14 protein-coding genes are annotated in these 20336 nt (G+C 43.2%); 10 read left to right on the forward strand and 4 right to left on the reverse strand.

Features of this window, described 5'->3' with window-relative positions:
* Positions 1-78: 78 nt before the first annotated feature.
* Positions 79-993 (forward strand): M23 family metallopeptidase, encoded by a 915-nt coding sequence (locus G1O98_RS27475; RefSeq protein WP_163934682.1) that lies wholly within the window; start codon positions 79-81, stop codon positions 991-993.
* A gap of 97 nt (positions 994-1090) precedes the next feature.
* Here the strand turns inward: G1O98_RS27475 and G1O98_RS27480 are convergent, their stop codons facing one another.
* Positions 1091-2128: an isochorismatase gene (locus tag G1O98_RS27480; protein ID WP_163934686.1), complete on the reverse strand. Its 1038-nt coding sequence runs from the start codon at positions 2126-2128 to the stop codon at positions 1091-1093.
* Between the two features lie 358 nt (positions 2129-2486).
* Here G1O98_RS27480 and G1O98_RS27485 point away from each other — a divergent pair, with 358 nt between their 5' ends.
* Genes G1O98_RS27485 through G1O98_RS27495 form a run of 3 tightly spaced genes read left to right on the forward strand, consistent with a single transcriptional unit; the run spans position 2487 to position 6272 of the window.
* Entirely contained in the window at positions 2487-3110 is a 624-nt protein-coding gene (locus G1O98_RS27485) for a 2Fe-2S iron-sulfur cluster-binding protein (RefSeq protein WP_163934689.1), read from the forward strand.
* Positions 3097-4080: a xanthine dehydrogenase family protein subunit M gene (locus G1O98_RS27490; protein WP_163934691.1), complete on the forward strand. Its 984-nt coding sequence runs from the start codon at positions 3097-3099 to the stop codon at positions 4078-4080. The genes G1O98_RS27485 and G1O98_RS27490 overlap by 14 nt, the downstream gene beginning before the upstream one ends.
* Complete coding sequence (locus tag G1O98_RS27495) at positions 4077-6272, forward strand: xanthine dehydrogenase family protein molybdopterin-binding subunit (protein WP_163934695.1); 2196 nt, start codon at positions 4077-4079, stop codon at positions 6270-6272. Before G1O98_RS27490 ends, G1O98_RS27495 begins: the two co-directional genes overlap by 4 nt.
* A gap of 138 nt (positions 6273-6410) precedes the next feature.
* On the opposite strand, the gene G1O98_RS27500 is transcribed toward G1O98_RS27495, so the two are convergent.
* On the reverse strand, positions 6411-6782 hold the full coding sequence (locus G1O98_RS27500) for a hypothetical protein (protein ID WP_163934699.1): 372 nt from the start codon (positions 6780-6782) through the stop codon (positions 6411-6413).
* 633 nt (positions 6783-7415) lie between these two features.
* Here G1O98_RS27500 and G1O98_RS27505 point away from each other — a divergent pair.
* The 4 genes from G1O98_RS27505 (at position 7416) to G1O98_RS27520 (ending at position 12834) form a co-directional block, all read left to right on the forward strand.
* Positions 7416-8138, forward strand: coding sequence for a DUF4142 domain-containing protein (locus tag G1O98_RS27505; protein WP_163934702.1), 723 nt, complete (start codon positions 7416-7418; stop codon positions 8136-8138).
* Between the two features lie 305 nt (positions 8139-8443).
* The gene (locus tag G1O98_RS27510; RefSeq protein WP_163934705.1) at positions 8444-8692 is read left to right on the forward strand and encodes a hypothetical protein; all 249 of its coding nucleotides are present in this window, start codon (positions 8444-8446) and stop codon (positions 8690-8692) included.
* Positions 8693-9006: 314 nt separating this feature from the next.
* Positions 9007-10152: an XdhC/CoxI family protein gene (locus tag G1O98_RS27515; protein ID WP_163934708.1), complete on the forward strand. Its 1146-nt coding sequence runs from the start codon at positions 9007-9009 to the stop codon at positions 10150-10152.
* Positions 10153-10470: 318 nt separating this feature from the next.
* Complete coding sequence (locus tag G1O98_RS27520) at positions 10471-12834, forward strand: response regulator (protein WP_163934711.1); 2364 nt, start codon at positions 10471-10473, stop codon at positions 12832-12834.
* Between the two features lie 323 nt (positions 12835-13157).
* On the opposite strand, the gene G1O98_RS27525 is transcribed toward G1O98_RS27520, so the two are convergent.
* Together G1O98_RS27525 and G1O98_RS27530 are read right to left on the reverse strand one after the other, a co-directional pair.
* Complete coding sequence (locus G1O98_RS27525) at positions 13158-13799, reverse strand: hypothetical protein (RefSeq protein WP_163934714.1); 642 nt, start codon at positions 13797-13799, stop codon at positions 13158-13160.
* Positions 13800-13803: 4 nt separating this feature from the next.
* Entirely contained in the window at positions 13804-14913 is a 1110-nt protein-coding gene (locus G1O98_RS27530; RefSeq protein WP_163934717.1) for a LeuA family protein, read from the reverse strand.
* Between G1O98_RS27530 and G1O98_RS27535 the strand changes: the two genes are divergently transcribed.
* Both G1O98_RS27535 and G1O98_RS27540 read left to right on the forward strand, forming a co-directional pair.
* A complete protein-coding gene (locus G1O98_RS27535; RefSeq protein WP_163934720.1) occupies positions 14913-15086 on the forward strand; it encodes a hypothetical protein in 174 nt (57 codons plus the stop codon). The genes G1O98_RS27530 and G1O98_RS27535 overlap by 1 nt on opposite strands.
* Before the next feature lie 683 nt (positions 15087-15769).
* A partial coding sequence (locus tag G1O98_RS27540; RefSeq protein WP_163934724.1) for a PAS domain S-box protein occupies positions 15770-20336 on the forward strand: 4567 nt, incomplete at its 3' end.

Raw genomic sequence — 20336 nt, forward strand, 5'->3', positions numbered from 1 at the left:
CCCCTCTACTCCCCGATCTCCCCACTTCCCACACTCTCCATCTAAAATTTAAAGTTAATGCGCTCTTGATCTGTATACATGACTTTACCTTTTCGTCAACTGTTTCTCTGTAGCCTAGTTAGCGCCTTGGGCCTAGTAAGCATACTGCCAAACTTGAACAGTGCTAACGCTGCTGTAGGTGGTTGCCCGATTCCAGCCCTATCTCGCTTCCAACGCCATAAAGTTGTTCGTGGCGAAACTTTGGAGAGCATAGCGCAGCGCTACAATCTCATACCTACAACTATTATTGGCATGAATCCAGCTTTGCAGAATGGCGCGATGCCTGCGGCGGGTTCCACCTACGCACCCGTTGGTAGTGTGCTTCAAATTCCTCCCTACAATGGGATTGTAGTTGAAGTACCTCGCGGTCAAACTTGGCGACAAGTGGCAGCACAATACAAAGTTCGTGCTGATAGCCTTTTTGAGGTGAATGGCTGCCAACAAGATCCCAGAATTGTGTTTGTTCCGGGGGTAAATTGGTCGCCCAATGGTGTTGTAACTAAGTCCCCTTTACCTACTGATGCAGGTACACCAAACCGTGCATCCCTGTCTGGATATCCCTTGGCACAAGTGGCAAATGTAGGATTAGCTTATGGATGGCAAATTAATCCGGCGACAGGTGAAGTTTTTTTCCACAGTGGTGTTGACTTATTAGCACCAGTTGGGAGTAATGTATTAGCGATCGCTCCTGGAACCGTAGCCTTTGCTAATGACCAAGGTTCTTATGGCAAGTTGGTCATCATTAACCACAGTGGGGGGCTTCAAAGCCGCTACGCCCAGCTTGACAGTATTAAGGTTACTGTTGGTCAGCAAGTAAAAAAAGGAGACTTACTAGGAACAGTAGGCACTAGTGGCAAACCAACTTCCACTCAATCACATCTCCATTTTGAAGTGCGTTCTACCTCATCTTTGGGTTGGGTAGCACAAGATCCCAAAGGTTATTTGAAGAAATGAGGTTTGTTTTTAAACGCAGAGGAACGCCGAGGGAAGCGCAAAGGTTTCGCAAAGGAAATCTCTGTGTTCCTCTGCGGAACCTTTGCGATCCTTTGCGTTAAATAAAGGATGCTATATTTTCGCTAGATTTTATGATGTGCATTCCTGCCTCTGCAAACCTTGCAAATGCTGCATCTGCCTGTTCTGTGTAGTCCACAATATTTTGAACAACAACGGGAGAAGTGCAATCTTCTAGTAGATAGATTTTTTGAGCAAGGGTAGCATCTACCTCTTTAATTTCTGTTAATAAATCGTCAATTGTCCAGGCGACGCAATGACTTTTAGCTTGTCCTCCAATAATAACAGTATCAAATTCTAAAAGTTGCTTAATCAAACGAGTGTTCTTTTGACCAAGTGGACGTTGTTCAAAATCTTCCAACACCTCTGGACGTAAGATCGAATAATTTTCCGTTAAAGGATTTTCACCCTTAATTTCAAATTGTGTTTGGCTTTGACGAGCAATGCTGTGGAAAAATATTGCTTCCTCCACCGATGAAACTAAAGCATGACCAATACCGCCCAACATAGAATGATAAGGCCAAATTGTTAGGGGATATTTTCCATCTTGGCTGAGTTTTCTAACGTAATGATAAGCGTGTTTTTCTAATAATTCATAATCCCCATTAGTAATACTATCAGCAACCGTTGGGTTAACCTTCCAGATACCTTGTTCGATGTCTGCTAAAGTGATGTTAGTCGCTGCTGGAGTAGGATGTTCTCCGGCGGCATTCACCCAAAAGATGGGATGGAAGATTTGCGTTGCTGTATGGGTATCTAGAGTAGGTATAATTTTTGTAATTACTCCCAAGTTGCGATAGATAAACTCACACAATCTGACGTTATCATTCACCGCCTCATTCCCCGATTGTCCACCTACAAATAGTTCAAAGTTGGGGATACAAAAAGTATTTTGAATATCAATTAACAATAGGCAAATACGCTTTGCATCTGAGGATGCTGGTTTGATTTCGTGTTGTTTTACCCAAGCTTCAGATGCTGCGGCGATTTGTTGGTAAGGTACACGCCAGACCTCTCCTACTTTATCGGGTTTAAAGTGTGGGGGAATTGGTAGTTGGGTTGTTGTTTGGGTGTTCATAATTTCAGCTTTTCAATTTTATATTAGGATTTAGGGACATTCCCCGAATTCTTCTTTGAGCAAAGCACGATTTCGGATGTCATAGGTTAATCAGTAATATTCTACTCAACCCTAACCTCCAATTATTGATACAGCAATAACTAAAAATATTGTTAGTTCCAGAACAGGATGAGAACTATTAATGATACTTATGACATAAATCTTCTGATAGAGAGACGGGAACAAGATGAAATTGTATTCTGTTAACAATATTATTTTGAGGTAAATATTTATAAGGTAAAAATGATTTTTACTAAGAATTTAAGCCAGAAGAATTACTGAATATTATTACTCAACAAAAGCAGAATGGAGTAAAAAGATGAAGTTTCGTCTAAGGCGGCGCAGATTAGGTCAATTGATGCTCGTCAGTACAGTAGCGGCTACAACCAGTAATTTTGCTGAGAAAACTGTGGCACAAACTCCGGTGAAAAAAACTACCCCTATGCTGAAAAGTTCGATATCTGAAACTATGAAGGTGACGCTACAGGTGAACGGAACAAAACATAGTTTGCAAATTGAACCGCGTGTTACCTTACTTGATGCACTTCGTGAATACATAGGGTTAACTGGTAGTAAAAAAGGTTGTGACCACGGTCAATGTGGTGCTTGTACGGTGCTGGTTGATGGACAGCGAATTAACTCCTGCCTGACTTTTGCCATCATGCACACAGATGCTGCCATTACAACTATTGAAGGTCTGGCGCAAGGAGACAATCTGCACCCGATGCAAGCCGCATTTCTTGCCCGCGACGCATTTCAGTGCGGTTATTGCACACCGGGACAAATTTGTTCGGCGGTGGGTTTAGTCAAAGAAGAACACGCTAAGTCAGATGACGACATTCGGGAATTAATGAGCGGCAATATCTGCCGTTGCGGTGCTTATCCAAATATCGTGGCTGCTGTCCGCGATGTCTTAGAAGGAAAAAAAGATGCAGCCGTTTAACTATCAAAAAGCGCGACAAGCGGAAAATGCCGTGGCGTTGGTGGCTCCAGATGCCGAAGCCTCGTATCTTGCTGGTGGTACTAGCCTAATCGATTTGATGAAGTTGAATGTGCAAACGCCAACAGAGTTGGTTGATATTAACCCACTCCCACTAAGCAAGATAGAAATGCAGAGTAACAATCTACGGATTGGAGCAATGGCGCGTAATAGCGACGTTGCTTATGATGCAATAATTCAAAAGCGTTACCCTGTGCTGTCTGAAGCATTGTTGTCTGGGGCATCACCTCAACTGCGAAACATGGCAACGGTGGGCGGAAATTTGCTACAACGTACCCGGTGTTACTACTTCCGCGATACTTCCATGCCCTGCAATAAGCGCGTTCCTGGTTCCGGTTGTGCGGCAATTGAGGGTTATAACCGGATTCACGCGATTCTCGGCGGTAGCGATCGCTGTATTGCCACTCATCCTTCTGATATGGCGGTGGCAATGGTAGCACTTGATGCGGTTGTGCAAACACGGGGGCCGAATGGAGAGCGGAGTATTCCACTTGTAGATTTTCATCTTGTCCCCGGCGAGACACCAGAACGGGAAACAGTTTTACAACACGGAGAGTTAATTGTTGCCGTTGACTTACCTGCTTCACCCAATGCAAGCCGATCGCACTATTTAAAAGTCCGCGATCGCGCTTCTTATGCTTTTGCAATGGTATCAGTGGCGGCGGTGCTAGATATTCAAAATGGAATTATTCGCTCGGCACGTATTGCCCTTGGTGGGGTAGGGACAAAACCCTGGCGTGCCTACGATGCAGAAAAAGCCCTTGTGAATCAGCCAGCAAATCAGGCAGCATTTCAAGCAGCAGCAAATGCTGCCGTTGCTGGAGCTAAACCTCAAAAATACAACGGGTTTAAGGTCGAACTGGCTAAACGCACCATTGTTAAGGCGCTGACAACAGTAGGAGGAATGGTATGAATACAGGGGATAAAAATACAGTTGTCGGCAAACCACTCAACCGAGTTGATGGTCGTCTGAAGGTGACGGGTGAAGCACGCTATGCGGCAGAGTTTCCAGTTGCAAAAATGACTTATGGAGTCACAATTCAAAGTGCGATCGCTAAAGGTAAAATTGCCCAAATCGATACCAAGGCGGCGGAGCAAGTACCAGGTGTGCTAGCGGTAATTACTCACCTCAACGCGCCCAAAGCTGATGGAGAAAAGGGCGGCGGTCATAAGGTGCAAGTGCTACAAGATAACGTTGTGCTTTATAGCGGTCAGCATATTGGTGTCGTGATTGCTGATACCTTTGAACGAGCGATGTATGCTGCTTCGCTGGTGCAAGTCCGCTATGACGAAGAGAAACCAGCCATCAATATGCGGGATAACCTCGCTAAGGCATACTTGCCAAAAGAATCGCCCGATTCATCTCATGGCAATGTTAAGCAGGGACTAGGGAATGCTGCTGTGCGCGTCGAGCAGACTTATACCACTCCAGTGGAAAATCACAATCCGATGGAGCCTCATGCTACAACAGCAGTTTGGCAAGGCGATGAACTGCTGCTCTATGATGCAACTCAGGGAATTTTTTCGACTCAACAAAAAGTTGCGGAGGTATTAGGAATTAAGCCTGAGAAAGTCCGCATTATGTCTTACTTTGTGGGCGGTGGCTTTGGTTGCAAAGGGTCGGCTTGGTCACACGTACCGCTAGCGGCGATCGCAGCACGGCAGGTTAATCGCCCAGTGAAATTAGTTTTGGGACGCATACAGATGTATGGGCCTGTGGGCTTTCGACCAGAGACAATTCAACAGGTTTCTTTGGGTGCAACCCGCGATGGCAAATTGACCGCTCTCCGACACACCGGCACTTCACAGACTTCAACTTTCGATGAATTTATCGAACCTGTTGGTAAAAGCGCTCAGATGATTTACGCTTGCCCGAATATCGAAACTAGCTATCGTCTGGTTCAGCTAGATCAGGGAACACCAACCTATATGCGGGCCCCAGGTGAAGCTTCTGGATCGTTCGCCTTAGAATCGGCAATGGACGAACTGGCTTATGCGCTCAATATCGATCCGGTGGAACTGCGCCTGCGTAACCACGCTGATGTCGATCCTAGTAAAGGACTGCCTTGGTCGAGCAAGTCACTAATCCAGTGCTACAAGACAGGAGCAGAAAAGTTTGGCTGGCAAAAGCGTAATCCTCAACCCCGTTCAATGCGAGACGGCAATTATTTGATTGGTTGGGGTATGGCAACGGCTACTTATCCTACTAATCGTTCTCCGGCATCTGCGATCGCTCAGATTATGGCAGACGGTACAGCCGTAGTGCAAAGCGGTTCTCAAGATATTGGTACGGGAACTTATACTGTCATGACTCAAGTTGCAGCTGATGCGCTTGGTGTACAAGTTGAGAAAGTTCGCTTTGAACTAGGCGATACTAAGATGCCAGAAACTCCCATTTCCGGTGGTTCGCAAACAGCAGCTAGTGTAAGTTCGGCTGTACATTTAGCGGGCAATCAAGCTCGTAGTAAACTTTTACAACTAGCACTTGCCGATCAAAAATCGCCGCTTTATAGTTCAAACGCTGAAGATGTGATTGCCCAAAATGGTAGCTTTTTCTTAAAAAATAAATCGTCTGTAAGCGAAACATATCAAGCAATCTTGGCACGACATGGAATGAAAATGATCGAAGCGCGTGCAGATGCCAAGCTGGGAGACGAACAAAAGAAGTTTTCAATGCACGCATTTGGATCGCAATTTGCCGAAGTCCGCGTTAATCCTGATTCCGGCGAAGTGCGAGTAACGCGCTGGGTGGGAAGCTTTGGTGTTGGACGCATCCTCAACGCTAAAACAGCCAACAGTCAACTCATCGGTGGGATTGTCTACGGTATCGGTATGGCACTGATGGAACATACGCTTATAGACCCGAATCTAGGACGCGTTGTCAACCATGATTTAGCTGAATATCACGTACCAGTAAATGCAGACGTTCCTGATATTGAGGTGTTGTTTGTTGATGAACACGATCCATATATCAACCCCCTTGGTGTCAAAGGGATTGGGGAAATTGGCATTACTGGTGTTGCTGCGGCGATCGCTAACGCTGTTTATCATGCCACAGGTAAGCGCGTTCGTGATTTGCCAATTACATTAGATAAATTGCTGTAGGGCATTGGGCATTGGTCATTTGTCATTGGGCATGGGTAAGAGGATTTGGGGACAAGGGGAAAGACTTGTTTCAAGTTCTCACCTCTTGTCCCCTTGTCTCCCCTGCCTCCCCTGCTCCCCCTGCCCTCCAGCGTGCGGTTACGCGATCGCAACTGCCTTTTTACGAGAAGGACGTTTGCGGTCTGATTTTTTCTTCAATCCCACTGCTTGGGCTTGATCGCTATCTGAGCCATATTGCCCGCGCACGACTTCTTTCATCGCTAATACAGCGTTATGAAATTCCCATTCTGCTAATCGGGCAGCATCAGCAGCAGCCCGGTATAAAGCTAGTTTCTCAGTTTCGGCTTGTTGAGAAATCAACATCGCCTGATAAACTTCCTGTAACTTTGCAGATGAGGCATCAACACGGTTTGTATTATAGGTGTTGACGGTTTGCAAACCGTGGAATGAGCTAATATCTTGACTAATAGTTTGAGGACGCAAACGGCGTGTTGTATCTTGGATAGTCATAGATGTTTAAGTAGTATTGTGTACATTTAACGTACCCATTACAACTTAAAATATAACAGTAAGATGAATTTAAATAGATATTTGGTGAACAATAATTTATAGACGCAAAAGCGCGTAGTGAGACGTTAGCGTAGCGGGCCCAGCCAGTCGAATTTCGTGTCTTTACATTGCATTGTGAATGTATCAACTTGCATTGTGAATGTATGGGCTTACATTGTGAATGCATCAATTTGCATTGTGAATGCATCGGCTTGCATTATTAACACATCGGCTTGCATTGTGAATGCATCGGCTTGCATTATCAACACATCGGCTTGCATTGTGAATGCGTCTTACGGAGTAAGTTTCAAAACACACCTTAGTTAGATTCTCTATGCCAAATTGTCGTGATACTATTCGGCTTATTCCTGTTATTGCTTAGTAGGAGGCAATTATAGAGATCGGTAAACGCAGTTTTTAATAAACTGCTTTCGCTTTGGGATTAAAGCAAAACAACACTATAGCAATGAATCCAGATTATCTGGGGTAAATATTAGATTTAAACTCGTCATTAAATTAGCGATCGCACCTAACTATCCGATCGCGACAGTTTTGCGTCTCAAAATACACTTTTATTTAAGGAAAGCGTTAATTATGTCCAACTTCAAAATATTTTCTACTGGTTTAGTAGCGATCGCTTTATCTGTCACAACTGGTTGCACACCAACTACTCCCCGTGACCAGAATACATCGGAAGTCCCATCTGCTCAGTCTGTGCAAGCAACTGAAAGTCCATCTCCAAGTGCTTCTCCAACTGCTTCCCCAAGTGCTTCTCCAACTGCATCAGGGCAAAATAACCTCAGTTCTTCAGACAGACAATTTATGATTGAAGCGGCTCAAGATGGTTTAGCAGAAGTTCAATTAGGACAACTTGCATCACAACGTGGAAGGAGCAATGTAGTCAAACAATATGGACAGCGTATGGTTCAAGATCATACCCAGGTCAACGCCCAACTCAAACAGTTGGCAGCTCAAAAAGGTGTCACGCTACCAACTAGTATCGGCAGCAATAATCAGCAAATCAAGCAACGTTTATCTAGGCTTTCTGGCACTAACTTTGATCGACAATATCTGAATCAGATGCTTCAAGCTCATGAAAAGGATGTCGCGGCATTTCAAACTGAAGCTCAACAGGGACAAGATCCAGATGTGAAAGCATTTGCGGCTCAAACGTTACCAAGCCTCCAACAACACTTGGAAGAGGTTCGTTCCATTGTTAATCCTGGTGGAACTTCAAATAGTACCCCAACTAGCAGCCCAACTAGCACTCCAACTAGTAGCCCAACTAGCACCCCAACTCCAACCAGCACCCCCTAAGTCCAAAATTTCATCATTAAAAAACTACAATGTCTAAATTGTTTAAAGGATAGTTTTCTGGTCGTCAGATTCTAACAACTGCTAGATTAGGAGCCATTTCAGCCGCCGCACTTGGTAGTATGAACGAAGAGATTGCAGCCCAACAACCGACTGGGCAAGCTACCCCACGTGGAGGTTCCTTACAGACCAAAACTAATAACCTTGATTTACGAAGCCGCACAAACAGGCAAAACAATCTCTCTACCTCGTCTATCATCAGGACTGGATGCCACTCGTGGCCAGGCTCCTAGACTGCTTCATTAAAATTGAAGCGTTTTTTAAATGCAGAAGGACGCATTAACATTGCAGAGGAACGCATTAGCATTGCAGATGAACGTATTGGCATTGCAGATGAACGTATTGGCATTACAGTGGAACGCATTGGCATTGCAGAGGAACGCATTAGCATTACAGTGGAACGCATTGGCATTGCAAAGGGACGCATTAGCATTGCAAAGGGACGCATTGGCATTGCAGAGGGACGCATTGGCATTGCAGAGGGACGCATTAATTAAACTTAGTACAACATTTCATTAATTTGTAGTGAATTTCCGGCGCTTACTTTTGCACTCCTCTGCATTTAAATAAAATTTAACCTTTAACCAGTTTGTTAAAAAAATTGACTTTCACAAATAGTTATAGCTCAATAAAGTTCAGCGAGCATCAAAAACTACCGAAAGTGTTGGGTTTCGTTCCTCAACCTCAACCTCTGATTATCCTTAAAAGAAGTGTATTGAGTTATAGCCTTAACTAAACTCTATTAGTTTTCATTGTCACTATCATATCCTCAAGCTTCAAAACTACTATAAATAGAAAAATAAACAATCAAATGAATGAATTACAAGCAATTTTAGAAGGCTTTGAATCCAGTCAAGAAAGTGGTGAAATCACTTTTCTTGCCACTGTAGTTAAAACTCAAGGTTCAACCTATCGCCGACCTGGTGCTAAAATGTTTATGACAAATACAGGTCGGATGATCGGAACAATCAGCGCTGGTTGCTTAGAGAATGACGTATTTGAGTATACTCAGCAACGAATGTCAGACGGCAAACCAATTCTTGTGACTTACGATCGCACCGCCTCGGAAGATATTCTTTGGGGTTTTGGTTTAGGATGCAATGGCGTAGTACAAGTTCTCATCGAACGGCTTGAGAGAAAAAGCATACCCAATGCGATCGCTTTTACACAAGAGTGCTTTCATAAAAAACATTTGGGTATCATTGCTACAGTCTTTGCTTTTGAAGGCGAGGTAGATGTAAAACTTGGGTCGCGCTTGCTGCTGTATCCAAATGGTAAAATTGTCACTGACATTAAAGATCCAAATTTAATTGAATCTCTGAGTGCAGATGTTCAAGCGGCCTTTGTTAATCAAAAGTCAAGCGTCAACAACTATCAGTTACCTTTAGGCAGTGCAGAAGTTTTCATCGAAGTCATTCAACCACCCACACCTTTAGTAATATTTGGTGCAGGTTATGGCGCTGTACCCGTAGCAAAGTTTGCTCAAGCATTAGGTTGGGATGTTACTGTAGTTGATTGTCGAGCTAATGAGACAACTAGAGCGCGATTTCCTCTAGGTTGTGATGTGATCCTTAGCAATCGAGACATTATACATAAACAGATTTTTATAGATGTTCAAACAATAGCTGTAGTGATGACGCATAATTATCTTGACGATCTAGAAATTTTAAAGATGATGCTACCATCTCCTGCACGTTATATTGGCGTTTTAGGAACAAAGTATCGCACAGAAAGATTGCTGCAAGATTTATCCAGCAAAGGGATAGTTCCTACTAGTGAACAATTAAATAGATTGTATAGTCCTGTTGGTATTGATATCGGTGCAGAGACACCAGAAGAAATAGCGATCGCCATCATTGCAGAAATTCAAGCAGTGCTGAGAAACCGCAATAGTAATTTTTTAAAAAATCGTAATCAACCAATTCATAAAAGTTATCAAGACAATTTTAATTTGTGACTGGCGACATAGTGCTTATCTGTTATGATATTCACCCATAAGCAATATAGAAACTGAAACACCAAGCATAGCTATTATTCTTGTGGCGGGTACAGCAAAAAACCTGTTGCTTGATTAATGATGTCGTTTTTTGCATCACATTGCAGAAATTGCGATCGCTTCAGTTTGTAAACCTGTGGTAATCGAATGTCCTTGAAGTTAATTTTTTGATTGCTTGATGTTCATCATCATGTATTTACTGCTTATAAAGCCAATTTTGTCTACATTTTTGTTTAAGTCCCAATAGGATTTCTATATGCAAAAAAAGGTAGTGTTGCGATGAGAATCTTGCTGATTGAAGATGACGAAGTTTTAGCAAGTGTTTTGTTGCAGTCTCTTACCCAACAACACTATGCTGTTGAAATAGCAGAAGATGGACAAATTGGTTGGGAATATGCCCAAGCTACGAACTACGACTTGATATTAACAGATGTGGTATTGCCGAAACTGGATGGTATTACTTTATGCCAGCGCTTACGTTCTAGTGGCTGTTCCACTCCTATTTTATTGATCACAGCAAAAGATGAAACTAGCGATCGCATTCGTGGACTCGATGCTGGAGCAGATGATTATCTAATTAAACCTTTAAATTTGAGAGAACTGCAAGCAAGAGTACGCGCTTTGCTACGTCGCGGCGATACTCCCCGTCCTCCAGTGCTAGAAGTTGGAGCATTGCGTTTAGATCCAAGTATTTGCGAAGTAACATACGACAATCAAGTTCTGGATTTGACACCTAAAGAATATAGTCTGCTGGAGATATTACTGCGGAATCCATTGCGGGTTTTTAGTCGGGGAGATATTATCGAACATCTCTGGACTTTTGACGATCCACCCCAAGAAGAAACTGTGAAGTCTCATATTAAGGGGTTACGACACAAGTTGAAAGTAGTTGGAGCCGTAGACTGGATTGAAAACGTTTATGGTTTGGGATATCGCTTAAAATCCCAAAAAACTACTAGTAGTGGAAATAGCAAAAAAGAAATAACTCAAAAAAATCCAGTTCAAAATTCTTCCACAACCGATACCTCTCCATCCGTTGAACAGCAGTTTAAGCAAGCAATGAATGGGCTGTGGAGTCAATACCAGGGGTTAATGACACAGCGAATGGAGGTATTGCAACAAGCAGCAGCAGAACTCTCTAGCGGCACACTAACTATAAAATTACGTAATTCGGCTGAACGGGAAGCGCATAAGCTAGCTGGTGTTTTGGGAATGTTTGAGCAAGAAACAGGAACTCAAATAGCACGGAAAATTGAACAGATTTTAGCCAAAGATGGAGAGTTATTGGCAGCCCAAAAACGCCGACTGATATCGCTGATACAAGAGTTAGGCGAATTGTTAAACTTAATGGCACAAAAGCTAGTAGATCAAACTGCTACCTCGATTGAGGAAGAGATAAGTTCTAAGTTACTGCTGATTGACCCTGATTTACAACTGGGTTCACAGTTGCAACAAGTAGCATATTCTATGGGAATGCGTTGGCAGCAAATAACAACGTTAGAAGGTGCAAAAAACTTCTTGCAAACCACATCACCAGATTTAGTAGTGCTAAATGTAGATGAGATCGGGCAGCGAGAGGAAACTTTAGCATTAATGTTGGACTTAGCAACACACACCCCTCCTATACCTGTTCTGGCACTTGCTGTTACCGATCGACTAGTAGATCGTGTAACTTTGGCTCAGTCTGGGGCGCGGGGTTTTCTTCTCAAGCCTGTCGCTGCAAGTCAAGTTTGGGAAACTGTCTCACAAATATTACAGTTTACCCGTTCTTTAAAAGTAAATGTATTAGTCGTTGATGATGACCCGCTTATTTTAGCCGCACTAGGCCCAATGTTAGAACCTTGGGGAATGCGAATCACCGGATTGGACGATCCCCTACGTTTCTGGGAAGTATTACAATCTACTGCACCAGATTTGTTGATTTTGGACGTGGAAATGCCCCAAATTCGTGGTATAGAACTTTGCCGGGCAGTTCGCACAGATCCCCAATGGCAGGAATTGCCAATTGTCTTTCTAACGGCTCACCGAGAGATGGAAACGGTGCAGCAGGTGTTTGCTGCTGGGGGAGATGATTATGTGGTGAAACCTGTTGTGGGGGCAGAATTGCTGGCCAGGATTACCCATCGCTTAGAACGCAGCCGCTTACTCCAGTCGCTCTCTACCAAAGATCCCTTAACGGGACTGGCAAATCAATTTCAGTCTAGCCGCGACTTACAACACCTAATTGCTCAAGCCGAAAAAAATCAGCGATCGCTTTGCTTGATGATCTTGAATATCAGCGATTTACGCCAAATTAATATCCAGTACGGCCATGAGGCTGGTAATCAAGTATTGCAACGATGGAGTCGGCTATTCCAATCAGCATTTTGCAGTGGCGAAATATTGGGCTATTGGGGTAACGGAGAATTTGTGGTGGGAGTTTCAGGATTTACGGAAACAGAAGTGACAGTAGACACAGAGCAGCTTGTCGTCAAACATCGTCTCAGTGAAATTTTAATTAAGCTTCGCCAGCAAGTATTTACAGCTTCAAATGGCGATCGCTTTCAGGTAACTTGTAACTTTGCTGTGGTTGAGTATCCTAATGATGGACTAAACTTACAATCTCTATACCAAGTTGCTAATTCTATGTTGAAGCAGAGCTAAAAGGCAATAGGAAAGAAGGCTTTTTGAGTATTGGGTAAAGGATGACAATACTCTCTCTTTTCAAGGAACGCCATACCAATTAACTGTTGAATTACGTGAGTTAGGTCAATTTCAAGTTATATTTGTAGCAGAAAGTGAGCAACAGTTACTTGAAAAAATTCAGCAAGTACCTATAACTGAGTATAAAACTCAACGTCGTCGATTAGCTTTGGACGAAGCTCCGCGCCAGCAAAAACGTTGCCTTCATCGTAATCCAGTTAGCACAATACAAGCTTTGGTTAATCAACATACCGAACTTCGCACCGTACTTGAGTTTCAAGCTCTTAGACAGTTAGGGGGTGTAGCTGCTGTATGCCTTTGCGCTTAACAGAAAAGTTGCCAGTAGGCGAGATCGCTACCATTGTTGTTGAGCCGTGGCGTTGATGTCTGTCTCGTAAATGATCTCCATCGACTAGAAGCAATCTGAATTCAGTGTTTCCAAATTCCTTGAACTGGGCTTGCACATCTGTACAAAATTGCTGTGGCTCCATCGTTGTCACGTTCCCGCTGCTAACATACAGTGAAGGAAATTGAAGGCATAACTGCTGTAATCCAGTCAAATGAGTAGCAAACAACAGAATATGATTGTTTTTAAGAGAGGGTAGAAGGAATGCCGGCACCTCAATATCGTTCTTGACTGGACACAGCACAGTCATTTTCTTTTCAAAGAGGCATTTTTCAGCTATTTCCATACCGTATTGGTCGAGATTGAAATATTGTTTGACAGTCTCGAACCTTCCGATAAAAGAAGCCACATTTTGATCGACCGATCTACATTTCAGTCTATTGATTATGACTGGAGAAACAGCCACTACCATATACGGCAAGGGAGAAGGGTTGGGTAAGACAACAGGCTGTCCTTGGCTAAGGTGCCGTTTGATTTCTGGAAGTGCTTCATCCCCATATTTAATAACAGTGACATCCAATGTATTACATCTCCTTGACTAAACGGAGTAGTGTATCGTTACAGACTGTACCTTCTGTCTCTGCCGCTTCCATGACTTTTGAGTAAAGAATATGAAAATTTATGGACGAGGTGTCTACACCAATCTCTTGCAGTTTGTCACAGAGTCCAGCAAGTCCACTATGTCTTCCAACGGTAGACTTAATATTACGGCCAATAACTTTCGGATCAAATGTGGTGTTTTGAATGTTTTGAGCAAGTGAATGGTGTATGCCTGTTTCAACACTAAAAGTATCTAGTCCAACAAACGGTTGATTTGATGCAAACTGGAAACCAGTCAGCTTGCTCAGATCACAGGCAATCTTGTAAAGGCTGTCAAGACGGCAGCCACATTCAAATAAAGGATTATCTTTCTCAAAATAACTGGCGTATGCCAAAATCTGTTCAAGTGGTGTATTTCCACCAGCATCACCTATTCCTCCAATAGTTGCTTCCACCTGACTGACACCAGCATTAATCGCTGCCACAGTATTGGCAAGGGCAAGCCCCATATTATTATGACAATGAATAGATATGTCAACACCTATCGGTAAGCTCTCTTTAATGAAACTCACCAAAGATGCGAGACTATTTGGATTCATAGTACTCTGACTATCCGCAATTGCTATGCATGTGGCACCAGCATCCGCTACTTCGCAAGCCAATTCACTCAGAAAATACTTGTCTCGGTTACCACTGTAAACCAGATAATACTGTACAGCCGGAAAAATATCTCGCCCATAGCTCACTGCCTTGCGTGATGAATTAATGATCCTTCTGTGGATGTCGGAGTCAAAAGTATGGCGAGTGTATAATTCGTATGGCATAACCCATGTCGCCAATCTAGTGCGGTCTATATGATGTTTTACCGCACTGTAGGCTGCTTTAATGTCCTTTGGTATATGTCTAGCCAATACGCTTAACTGGACAAAGTTGGTTGCATCAGCTATCGCATAAGCACCCTCCCAATCAAGCTTCGAGGCGACGGGAAATCCAGCATCAATTATATCGACACCCATCGCTTCCAGTGAGGCTGCAATATCAGCTTTCTGCCTGGGTTCAAGATGAATAAACGCCGCTTGTTCTCCGTCCCGCAATGTGGTTTCAAAAATTTTCATTTGTTTTTGTCTCCCAACTGCTCACGACAGAAGCAAGAGGCGATCGCCCACGACTATCTGGGACTGGACAACTAGCAGCAGGTCAAGTCTCTGGGAGATGTTCCTGTGGTAGGGCTTATGATTGTGATGAATACAACCCTTCAAATTACTAGATTTTGAACATGAGTAAGGCTTTTCCATTCGTGTCAATGCAAAAAACAACGGTCGCCCGCACAGCAGTTTTCGCCTCAAGACATCAGTCAGTCTAGTGCGTAATTACTAACTATTACAGCAGCACATATAGCCGTCCGCTTAAAGCGTTTAGCTTGATAAATGTGAAGAATGGAAGTGGCTTGAAGTCTATCAAGAGCGCACTTCATGGTTTCAATATTTCACAATTTTCAGTAGAATGCAAGGACAGTTAAGACAGTTAAGAAATATATGTTAGACAGTTAAGCACAGTTAGCAAAAAATATCTCAAGCTAAAAATATTGTATAGCAAAATGCTTGATATTAAGCATTCTTTAATTAAAGAGTACTTACGGCGGGGCAATAAGCCAGAGTTGCAATCGCGGAGTGCAGAATATAGGTTCAATACCCGAAACCGTTGTCAGAACTAGTTTATAGAAAATACCAAAATTTTGAAACTAACCTGCGGAATGTGGGATGTATTCAAAACCTTTCCCCATTTCCCTTTCCCCTTTAACCCTCAATGATGCTGATAACCGTATTGCTGCTGTAACATTTAAAGGCAGTATGTAGTTTTGCTATAGTTAAATACCTTAATGATCAACTATAGATACAATCACTATACCAAGTTGTTCTATCTATACCAGGAGACATTAAGGAGTGGGTGATGAGCGCTAAACAATTGGAGCAGGTGAAGCAATTGCAAGCTACCCTCACCAAGATGGAAGTAACATTAGGTGCGATCGCTGATGCTGTAGTCTGGGTAGGAGAAGACCGACGCATTCAATGGTGCAATTCTCATTTTGAATCTCTTCTGGTAAATCAACCCCACGGCAATATCTGCGGCGCAAAATTAACTGACTTGCTACCCTTAGCACAAGCAGGACAGCCAGCCTATCCTGATGTGCAGATACTCAATGGGGAGTATGAAACAGCAAATTATCAGTACCAGCAGGGTGAGCGAACTTTAACACTACAAATTTCTGGTACCTGTACCGAACTGACTGATGATCGATGTGCAATACTGGTGATTCGCGATATCACGCTAACGAAACAAACTCAAGAATCTTTGCAAGAGATTGAAGAGCGATTGCAGACATTAATTAATGCTACACCCGATATTATTTGCTTAAAGGACGGCGAGGGAAAATGGTTGCTGTCAAACCAGGCTAACCTAGAATTTTTAGAGATACAAGGGGTTGATTATCAAGGTAAAACAGACTCCGAACTGGCAGAATTTAGCAATTTTTATCACGATGCTTTACTCAACTGCAACGAAACAGATGAACAAGCCTGGCAGTTGGGATGTGTGCATCGGGTAGAAGAAATTATACCTCGACCTGATGGGACAGTCAGCAGTGTCGATATGATTAAAGCTCCCCTATTTCATCAGGATGGTAGACGCAAGGCTCTGGTGGTTTTAGGAAGGGATTTGAGCGATCGCAAACAAACTCAAGTAGCCTTAGAAAACTCTTTGTCTCTGTTAAGCGCGATCTTTGAATCGATTCAAGACGGTATCTTAGTAGTTGATAGTTTAACTAATATCACTACTCATAACCAAAAGTTCTTAGAAATGTGGTCAATCACACCAGAGCTTTTGACAGAACCAGATCATCTTCAGCGACTGGCGTATTTGGCAAACCAGCTAAAAGACCCCGATGGGTTTTTGCAACGAGTCCGAGAATTGTATTCACAGCCGGAAGTAGTTAGTTATGATTGCTTAGAACTACAAGATGGTAGGATATTTGAGCGATATTCCTGTCCTCAGCGCATTGGCGAACAGATTATTGGTAGAGTATGGACTTTCCGCGACATCACCCAACGCCAAAGGTCAGAAGAAGCACTAAGGCAAAGTGAGTTGCAATATCGCACTATTTTTGAAGCAATCAATGATGGACTATTTATTACTGATATAGAGGACGAAAAAGTCGCTGAAGTTAATCCTGCGGCTTGTCAAATGCACGGTTATTCTTATGAAGAATTTCTCACTTTACATCCATCTGTCTATATTCACCCAAACTCACATTCAGTTTTTCTAAAATTTCTTGAAACAACGCGATCTGGTGAGCAATTTTATGGGCAAGCAGTTGATATCTGTAAAGATGGTACTTTAATAGATGTGGAAGTCAAAGGAACGACTTGCATTTACAACGGTAAGCCACACATCTTGGCAGTCGTGCGCGATATTAGCGATCGCAAGCGCACCGAAGAAGCCTTACGACAAAGCGAAGTCCAGTATCGAGATTTGGTGCAAACAGCCAACTGTATTATTCTGCGTTGGGACGGCAACGGTGACATTATATTTTTAAATGACTACGGTCAAAGGCTTTTTGGCTTCGATTTAGATGAAATTATCGGGCATAATGTCATCGGCACAATTGTTCCAGAAACCGAGACTTCTGGGCGCGACTTACAGACATTAATGGTTGATATTTGTCAACACCCAGAAAACTATCTATTCAACGAAAATGAGAACTTATGCAAAAATGGCGATCGCGTCTGGATAGTCTGGGCAAATAAACCCATATTAGATGCACAAGGAAACTTAATCGAAATTCTTTCAGTAGGCACTGATGCCACAGAACGCAAACGCGCTCAAGCAGCCCTCCAGCAAAGCGAGTTAAAGTTCCGTAGCATCGTTGAAAATGCTAATGACCTGATATTCGTCCTTAACCTAGATGGAATCTTTACCTATCATTCGCCTAATGTTACCTCAATTATGGGATACAGCCTAGAGGAAATAGAAGGTCATTCTGTGGTGGAGTTTACCAAACCGGAAGATTTAGCAACTAGCGCCGCAGCATTACAAAGGGCTGCTACTGGAGAAAAACTGACTGATATTGAGGTGCGATTAAGACACAAAAATGGCAATTGGCGATGGTTCAACTTTAATACTTCGACAATTAATCCTGAGAGTGGCACAGTTGCTATTTTGGGTGTAGGACGTGACATTACAGAACGCAAGCAAGCAGAAGAAGCTTTGCGGCGTAGTGAAATGAAATACCGCAACATCTTTGAAAATTCTCAAGTGGGTATTTTCCGCACTCGGCAACAAGATGGATTAATTATCGAGGCTAATCAACGCGGTGCCGATATTTTAGGTTTTGCCTCTGCTGCTGACTTGATTGGCAAGTTTTTCACAACTGACTTATATGCTAATCCAGACGATCGCACACGGATGTTAGCAGAGTTAGAAAAAGATGGTGAAGTTCGTAATTTTGAAGTAGCACTACAGCGACTCGATGGTTCGGTTGTTTGGTTACTGTTGTCACTCCGTCTCAACGCTGAAGAATCCTGTTTAGATTCCGTTTTTACAGATATTAGCGATCGCAAACGGCAAGAACAGGCTTTACGCTTAATTGTTGAGGGTACAGCAGCAAAAACAGGTAATGAATTCTTCAATTCCTGCGTTCGTTATCTGGCTGAAGTATTGCAAGTTCAATATGCCCTAGTCACTGAGTTTCATGATGAGCGGAAAACTAAAGTCCGCACTTTGGCATTTTGGTCTTGCGGGGCGATTAACGAAAATTTGGAATACAATTTGCACGGCACTCCTTGTCAACATACCTTGGAAGGCAATCTGTGCCACTACCCCCAAAGAGTGCAAGCTGCTTTCCCTGAAGATGCAGATTTAGTGAGGATGAATGCCGAGAGTTTTTTTGGCGTTCCTCTCACCAGTTCCTCTGGGGAAATCATTGGACATCTAGCAGTGATAGATGTCAAACCTATGAAGCACGATCCGGGACGGGAACTGATTATCAAAATCTTTGCAGCCCGTGCCGGTGCCGAATTAGAACGCAAACAAGCAGAAGCAGCCCTACAAGAAAGCGAGTTAAAGTTTCGCACTATCGTTGAAAAGGTCAATGATGTGCTGTTCGCGATCAGTGCTGATGGGGTTTTCAACTATATTTCTCCTAATATTTTGAATACTACCGGATTTGCCCCCAGCGAAATGGAGGGTAATTCTTTGGCATTATTTACTCATCCCGATGATGTGCAAAAATGTCAAGAAGTCGCCCAAACTATCCTCGCAACCGGTGAAGGAATTTCTGGTACTGAGTACCGCGCTAAACATCGCACTAGGGGCTGGGTTTGGCTAACCTCTAATGCAGTCCGCACACAAGATGCCCAGGGTAATTTCCAGATTGTAGGTGTAGCTCGTGATATTAGCGATCGCAAACAAGCAGAAGCCGCCCTGCAACGTCGGACTCAAGCAGAAAGTTTACTCAGTAGCATTTCTCGCCAATTTATTGACCAAAATTTAGAAACAGCAATTAATTTTACACTCCAAGCGATCGCTGAGTTTATTAGTGCCGAACACAGTTGCATCTTTGAATGCTCCCAAGATCAACGTGAATTCCACCTCATCCATGAATGGTGTGGTGAAGATGTTGCACCATTGATTGATATTGCAAAAGGCTCGCCTGTAGAAGTTTTCCCCTATTTCTACGAACCGATTCTCCGTGGTAGGCATCGACAAATCTCTTGTGTAGAAAATTTACCACCCCATCTACCTGAGCGAAAAGTTTTTGAAAGTATGTCGTTTCAGTCTTTACTAGCAGTGCCAATGGTTCATGCTGGCAATGTAGTGGGATTTGTTGGTGCAGCGATGATTCACTGCTCGAAAACCTGGAGTCAAGAAGATATTAATCTATTGAAGCTGATAGGTGAAATAATTGCGATCGGTCGAGCCAGACATCAAGCAGAAGAAGCGCTGAGAATTGCCAAAGAAGCAGCCGAAACTGCCAACCAAGCAAAAAGTGCTTTCCTCGCTAATATGAGCCACGAACTCCGCACGCCTCTCAATGCCATCCTGGGTTTTTCTCAGTTAATGGAACGAGATACTAGCCTCAACTCAAACCAACGCGAATCTTTAGCTACCATTAACCGCAGTGGCGAACACTTGCTCAATCTGATTAACGATGTCCTGGAAATGTCCAAAATTGAGGCTGGACAAATCATTTTCACCCCTGAAGACTTCGACCTTTATCTGCTGTTGCAAACATTACAAGAAATGTTTCAGGTAAAGGCACAAACAAAGCAATTATTCCTCAGATTTGAAATTGCTCCCAATCTTCCCCGTTATATCCAGACAGATGAAGGGAAACTCCGCCAAGTTCTCATTAACCTTTTGGGTAACGCCGTCAAGTTTACTCAAACAGGCGGAGTAACGTTGCGGGTAAGCTTGGGGACTGGGGACTGGGGACTGGGGACTGAAGATAAGGGAATAAGTG

The organism is Nostoc sp. UIC 10630, assembly GCF_010747425.1.
Classification (GTDB): domain Bacteria; phylum Cyanobacteriota; class Cyanobacteriia; order Cyanobacteriales; family Nostocaceae; genus Nostoc.